The organism is Candidatus Venteria ishoeyi (genome assembly GCF_030378065.1).
GTDB classification, from domain to species: domain Bacteria; phylum Pseudomonadota; class Gammaproteobacteria; order Beggiatoales; family Beggiatoaceae; genus Venteria; species Venteria ishoeyi.
In genome coordinates, this window is the sequence record NZ_JAUCGJ010000086.1 from 1 (window position 1) to 6717 (window position 6717).

At 41.5% G+C, this 6717-nt stretch carries 6 protein-coding genes; 5 read left to right on the plus strand and 1 reads right to left on the minus strand.

Going from position 1 to position 6717, the window contains the following annotated elements:
• Positions 1 to 145 precede the first annotated feature (145 nt).
• The 5 genes from QUF61_RS17755 (at position 146) to QUF61_RS17775 (ending at position 4691) form a co-directional block, all read left to right on the plus strand.
• Positions 146 to 1699, plus strand: coding sequence for a phospholipase D-like domain-containing protein (locus QUF61_RS17755; RefSeq protein ID WP_289682895.1), 1554 nt, complete (start codon positions 146 to 148; stop codon positions 1697 to 1699).
• Between the two features lie 4 nt (positions 1700 to 1703).
• Entirely contained in the window at positions 1704 to 3149 is a 1446-nt protein-coding gene (locus QUF61_RS17760) for a sigma-54-dependent transcriptional regulator (protein ID WP_289682896.1), read from the plus strand.
• A gap of 231 nt (positions 3150 to 3380) precedes the next feature.
• The gene (locus QUF61_RS17765) at positions 3381 to 3851 is read left to right on the plus strand and encodes a hypothetical protein (protein WP_289682897.1); all 471 of its coding nucleotides are present in this window, start codon (positions 3381 to 3383) and stop codon (positions 3849 to 3851) included.
• 2 nt (positions 3852 to 3853) lie between these two features.
• Positions 3854 to 4123: a hypothetical protein gene (locus QUF61_RS17770; RefSeq protein ID WP_289682898.1), complete on the plus strand. Its 270-nt coding sequence runs from the start codon at positions 3854 to 3856 to the stop codon at positions 4121 to 4123.
• Positions 4071 to 4691 carry an IS66 family transposase gene (locus QUF61_RS17775; RefSeq protein ID WP_289682899.1) on the plus strand — a complete coding sequence of 207 codons (621 nt, stop codon included), beginning with the start codon at positions 4071 to 4073 and terminating at the stop codon, positions 4689 to 4691. Before QUF61_RS17770 ends, QUF61_RS17775 begins: the two co-directional genes overlap by 53 nt.
• A 27-nt stretch (positions 4692 to 4718) precedes the next feature.
• On the opposite strand, the gene dnaB is transcribed toward QUF61_RS17775, so the two are convergent.
• The gene (gene dnaB / locus QUF61_RS17780) at positions 4719 to 6518 is read right to left on the minus strand and encodes a replicative DNA helicase (protein ID WP_289682900.1); all 1800 of its coding nucleotides are present in this window, start codon (positions 6516 to 6518) and stop codon (positions 4719 to 4721) included.
• Positions 6519 to 6717 lie beyond the last annotated feature (199 nt).

The window sequence follows — 6717 nt, forward strand, 5'->3', positions numbered from 1 at the left end:
GTTTATCTGCTGTAAATCGTTGTCACTGAGAGTCATATGCTATGTGAGAACCTGAATGATTATGCTTTATACTGTTACATAAATTGTTCTGATATACAATATTTGCTTTGGGGGTCTGAACGGTTACGATTTACGTGGTCGAGATGTGGGGTGTCCGGTTTGGATTCCAGAACATTCAGGAAATTTTCCCAAGCAAGAAAAACTAGGACAAATATATCAAAGCGGTGAAGAACGGTATTGTATCCGTGATATTATCACCGCAATTAAACAAGCCAAAGATACAGTAATGCTTATCAGCTTTTTATTAGCAGAAACAAAATTAGAACAGGCTTTGTTACAAGCAGCACAACGAGGGGTAAAGGTATATATTCTAACAGCTTCAGAAAACAAGCTGGAAACGCAACCAGATGATGATGACGAATTTGGAAAAAAGGTTTTGAAACAACATAAAATAATGTTAAATACATTAGCCGGTCATGTATTGTTACGTTCTGCACCAAACTTTCATGCCAAGCTGGTATTGCTCGATGTTAAAGAACCAACAGCACAAGGTTTTCTGCTCACTGCAAATTTAACGACTGATGCTTTAGAACGTAATGAGGAATTAGCTGTCCGTTTAAATCCGGAAGAAGCTATCATAGCTTACAATTACCTGCGTTGGGCATTCTGGGAAGTGGCTGAACATGAGTTACAGGAAAAAGGGCGTTTAGCTGCAATTAATCCATTGGGAAAAGTAACTAACCCACAAGTAGATGGAAGTTTTTTTGCAACTAAGCCAGATAATACTTTACAACTACAAGTAGAAAAAATCATTCAAAATGCAGATAAGTTTTTGACTATTTCTAGTTTTGGTTGGGAAAGTGATTTTTCTTTAGTTAAATTGTTATTAGAAAAAATAAAAAATGGTTTGCAAGTCACTGTATTAGGACGTATTCGACTAAAAGCCATGCCTGCATTGTTTGATTTAGCAAAAGCTGGCGCAACCGTTTTAGGCTTCCGCTGGCTTCATGCCAAAGCAATATGGAACGATCAGAGGGAAGCGATTGTTATGTCGGCTAATTTTGAAAAGCAAAGCTTTGAACATAGCCTGGAATTTGGTCTATATTTGCAAAATGATCGCGCTGATAGTCTTGGGCAAATTTTATCAAGCTGGAAACAATACGCTCCTTATCGTTTGTTATATGATCCAAAACTTGGTGACTTACCTGTAGATGAAGTTATATTCTGGAAAAAAGGAGAATTTAATAAGGATAAAATAAAAAAATTTATGAATCAAACATTGGATAATGTAATAGCAAAATCTGCTGATAATTTGGAATCTATAATGCCAAATGATAAAGAAAACTTGGATAAAACTATATTAGCGTATGAACTGGTTTATCGCTGGCAGGTCGTTGCTCCTCGACTGAAAGGTAAACATTATGAGATTAAATATACCATTGAGGAAACGCTACAAAAAGAAGAAACCTTTGTAATAAAAGATAAAGACGGAAAACCCATAAAAGATAAAAATGGTAAGCCAAAAAAAGAAAAGCGTATGATTGATAAAAAGGTAAAAAAACAAGTTTATTATCAACCTCCCGTACATCAAATGGATAACCATAAAGTGGTTGTCATCGGCAATATTGCTGAACTTGCCAGCGCACAAAAGCTGATTGAACAAGGCATTGCAGAAACTATTGTGGTACGCGGGAGTTAAAGCAATGACAGAACGAGAAAACCATACTTTAATAGCTTGGCATTCTCACCGTGCTGGGGGGGAAGTGCTGAAAAATGCACTGCAAGCCCTGGCACAAGATCATAAAGTACACATACGACAAGTATTTTATTTACTTCAACCACAACATAAGAATTTAGCACAACCAAAAATTCCAGCAGGTATCGATTTTAAAACGCTGATATTACCAATAGAAGATCCAACAAAACACTTACTGATTTATCAGATGGTAAGAGACAAATTACTGCCTAAAATAGGTAATTGTCCATATCTGCATATCAATATTTCTCCTGGCACACCTGCTATGCACACTGTTTGGTTGATATTATATGCAGGAGGAGCATTTCCAGCAGAAACGAAGTTGTGGTCATCGCAATATAATCAGAAAGAGGAAACCACCAGAATTGATTTGGTGGATTTTCCTATCAATACTTATCTGGCAGAAATTCGCTCTCAATCTCGACTGCAACCAACTGTTGCTTTATATGATGGTGAACCGAGATCTACCGCGCGGCGAGAAGCATTGCACCGCTTATCTCGTTATGCCAGACTGCCAAATGCACCACTGTTGATTCTTGGCGAGCGTGGAATAGGAAAAACCCGTTTGGTAGAAACACATGTCGTCAAGTTAAAACAGCGGAAAACGTTGATCACAGTACCTTGTGGTACGCTAGATTCAGAACTTGCAGAAAGCATGTTGTTTGGTCATACCAAAGGAGCATTTACAGGAGCTAATCAAGCACGTCCTGGTTTACTGAAAGAGGCTGATAATGGTATTTTATTTTTGGATGAAATCCAAGATCTAGCCAAACCTTTGCAACGTAAGTTGGTGCGTGTGTTTCAAGGTAGTGAACACTATTTTCGCCCAGTGGGTAGTGATAAAGAAATTAGCGTAGATATTGAAGTGGTATGTGCCTCTAATCGTAACATAACAGACTTGCAAGAAATGCTGGATGCTGATTTATTCGACCGTCTTAGTCATTTAATTGTGGAAATCCCACCATTACGGCAATGCCGAGAAGATTTACAAAATGACTGGCAAAGGGTGTGGTCTGAATTACCTATAGATGAAAATCAGCCAAAAACCCCACCTTCATCATCAGAACTTGAAAAAATGCTAAAAACCCATGAATTACCAGGTAATCTGCGTGATTTACAACATCTTGCTTGGTTGTGCATGGCATGGCAGCAAGAAAAACCATTATTAGAAGCCTTAAAACAAGCATTAGAAGAGTGGCATCAACGCAAAATCAGCACATCTGTAAAACATGCTGAGTTTGGGGAAGGAACTTATGCAGAACGAGTAGAATGGTTCAAAAAACGGATGGTTCTTTGGGCTAAAAACATAAATGGTGGTCAGTGGAAAGATACTGCTAAATATCTACAATGCACAGAAAAAACTTTGAGAAATTGTATCAATAGAGAGTCATAACCCTGAATCCGTGACCCTACTTGCAAACCGTCAAAATATCTAAGCGATACCACCTAAATTCAAAAAAATTATTACTTTCTCTGTTTAATGGCTAAAAAAATCAATTTTTAATACCAAGAAGCTATCTTCTTCAAATTCCCGGGTAACTGAAATTTAGAAGTGCAGCCTTGGGTCAACGATAGGAACTGAATATCACTTGCACTCAAGCGATAAACACTAAATAATAGCTCCATGAGCGCAGAAATTCTCGATACTATCCGCCAACTTCACATTGACCTGGATTCGATTACCGATCCGGTCACCCGGACCAGCATTATTCTGTTGCTCAACCTGATTGAACAGTTGGCGCAGGAGAATCAAGATTTCAAAGAACAGATTCAAACGCTGAAGGATGAAATCAATCGCTTGAAGGGTGAGCAGGGACGACCCTCTATCCGTCCACAAAAGAAGGATGGCGACATCTCCTCGGAAGATGAGCGCAATCCCAAGAATAACCGTCCACCCAAGAAACCCAGAACCCTGAAAAAAACCAATATCGTTGCAAACAGGGAAGTGATGCGTTGTGTTGACAAGGATAAGCTCCCTGAAGATGCCATCTTCAAGGAATATGACACGGTGATTATTCAGGACATCAAATTGACACCCGACAATATCGCCTTCAAGCATGAAGTCTACTACAGTCCCAGTGAAAGGATCGTCTAACCTTGCTGGAAATTATCAGCCAGCAACCGCTCAGTTTTGTACTCAACGCTCAGACTCTCGAACTACTAAATGATATGGGACTATCTGGCAAACAACAGCAACGACTACAACCCTTTCTCAGTGATGAAATCCTCGCACGTGATGCCATAGATAAAAAACTAAGCGAATTATTTCCCGATACCGATAAGCAGAAGGCAACGTATTTTAGAAGCAGCGGCTTTGAGAGCCTTTCACCAACATGGAAGTCCACCGTTTCCCGTTCTCATTTGTGACGATGCGCCCCAATTTAAGAAACTGACAGAACACCTTGGACTCTGTTGGATACATGAGGGGCGGCACTATAAAAAGCTAAAACCGTTACTCTTGCTGCATCGCCAGTATATTGAATTGGTTCTGGGACAACTTTGGGATTACTACCATGAGCTACTCGCATATAAGCAGGCACCCAGCCCGGTAGAATCTGAACGTCTGTCAGCAAAATTTGACACCCTCTTTTCACAGAAAACCGGTTATAGCACTCTGGATGATCGCCTGGCATTAACACTGAGTAAAAAGAAGGCTCTTTTGCTGGTTCTACAGTTTCCACAAATCCCTTTACACAATAACCCCGCAGAGTTAGGTGCTCGTGAGCAGACCCGGCGACGGGATATCAGCTTGCAAAACAAAAATGACAAAGGCACACAAGCGAAGGATACAATGATGACGGTTACCGCAACAGCTAGAAAGCTGGAAGTTAACCTTTTTGACTACATTTACGATAAACTCAGCAAAACCTTCAAGCTACCTTCTTTGGCATCCATGATCCAGCAGAAATCACAGTATCATTTTGATAGTAGCTGACTTGAGCCATGGGATTTGGAGAGGATACTAATATTCTTCCTCATACAAATCCCCGGTAAAATTCTCAAACCGGGTATATTGCCCCAGAAACGCCAGTCGCACTGTGCCAATAGGGCCGTTTCTTTGTTTCGCGATAATAATTTCTGCTGTGCCTTTGGCTTCACTGTCTTCGTTATAGACTTCGTCACGGTAAATAAAAACAATTAAATCCGCGTCTTGTTCAATGGCACCAGAGTTATGGCTGACAATACCGTCTGCTAACCAGTTTTCATAAACAGGTACTGACAGATCATAAACATCCTCCTCACCATCCGCTTCAATTAATACCACTTGATCCCAAAATAAATCATTATTTGCCTGTCCTGGTAATTCAGGTGCTAAGGCAATTTGGTTTCCAACCTGAATATCTTTAATTTTTTTCCAGCTTAAATCGGTCATTAAGCGATGTTCAGCAGTGGCTCTTATGCTTTTGCCACTGGCAAGATGTACTTTATAAACCGGCTTATGCCCAACTTTCCAGACTTTATCACTTTTAGTTGTGATGAATTTTCCAGCCTCATTGAGTGTATATAATTCTGGTTGCGTGCCAACCAGTTCTTTGATGGGTACACGCTGCCCATTACTTAATACAACTTTAGTTTCAGCAGTGACACATTCCCGTAAATCTGACATTATCGGACGTTTATTAGGCCTTTGTTCCAGTCCCCGGTTAAGCTGGGACAAAGCCATTACGGGTACGTTAAGTTCCTTAGCCAGGGCTTTGAGGGAGCGGGAGATTTCTGATACTTCACTGGTGCGGTTATCGTGTTTACCGGGCACCTGCATTAATTGCAAATAATCAATCACGATTAAACCCAGTTGTCCATGCTCGCGCATCAGGCGGCGGGAACGGGCGCGCAACTCGGTGGGGCTGAGGGCGGGGGTATCATCGATAAATAATGGGGTTTCCGCTAACATGCTGATAGCTGAGGTCAAGCGCGGCCAGTCGTCATCGTCGAGTTTGCCGGTACGTACCTTGTGTTGATCAATACGCCCCAGCGAAGACATTAAACGCATGGCGAGTTGTTCACCGGGCATTTCCATACTGAATACTGCAACCGGCATTTGTTCATGAATCGCAACATGCTCGGCAATATTAATGGCATAACTGGTTTTTCCCATAGAGGGACGACCGGCAACAATTACCATGTCCGAGGGTTGCAAGCCGGAGGTTTTTTCATCAAAATCGGCATAGCCTGTAGAAATACCGGTAATGGCATTATCCTGGTGAAACAGGGTGTCAATTTTATCCACTGCTTCTGCCAGTAATTGTTTGATGGCAACAAACCCGCCTTGGCGCTTACCCTGCTCGGCAATGGCAAACACCAGACTTTCTGCTTCGTCTAATAATTCAGCAATACTGCGCCCTTCGGTTTGAAAAGCGTTATTGGTAATTTGAGTGCCAGTTTGAATCAATTGCCGCAATACGCTGCGCTCGCGCACAATATCCGCGTAGGCTCCAATATTAGCGGCGCTGGGCGTATTTTTGGCTAAGGTACCCAGATACAATAAATCCCCGGCGGCATCCAGTTGATTATTCTGCTCTAACCATTCCGATAATGTCACCACATCACAGGGTTTTTCATCATCCAGCAATTGATGAATGGCATTGAAAATTAATTGATGATCGCGGCGGTAAAAATCTTGCTCAGTGATTCTGTCCGCAATTTGAATCCAGGCCTCATTATCCAGCATCAAGCCCCCCAGCACGGATTGCTCGGCTTCAATGGAATGGGGGGGGATTTTTAGCCGGGAAACCTCAGGCGTTGCGGGAAAGTCTTCATTCATAAGGTAAGTTTAAACACTTGGATAGGGAAAGTATTGCTGAATTTAGTAATGCTATCTAGGAGGCTGTCCAAGAACACAAGACCTACTGCGGAAAAGCTGGATTTGGTCAGATTTCTCCCTTATTTTCGTTAAATATACCCAATATTCGCCTCAAATAATGAAAAAATCTGCCTCAAACCAGCCTTCCCTCGCTACGGCC

Coding starts and splice junctions, on each gene's coding strand:
- QUF61_RS17760 (WP_289682896.1), top strand. CDS start 1,704: ATGACAGAACGAGAAAACCATACTTTAATAGCTTGGCATTCTCACCGT.
- QUF61_RS17765 (WP_289682897.1), top strand. CDS start 3,381: ATGAGCGCAGAAATTCTCGATACTATCCGCCAACTTCACATTGACCTG.
- dnaB (WP_289682900.1), bottom strand. CDS start 6,518: ATGAATGAAGACTTTCCCGCAACGCCTGAGGTTTCCCGGCTAAAAATC.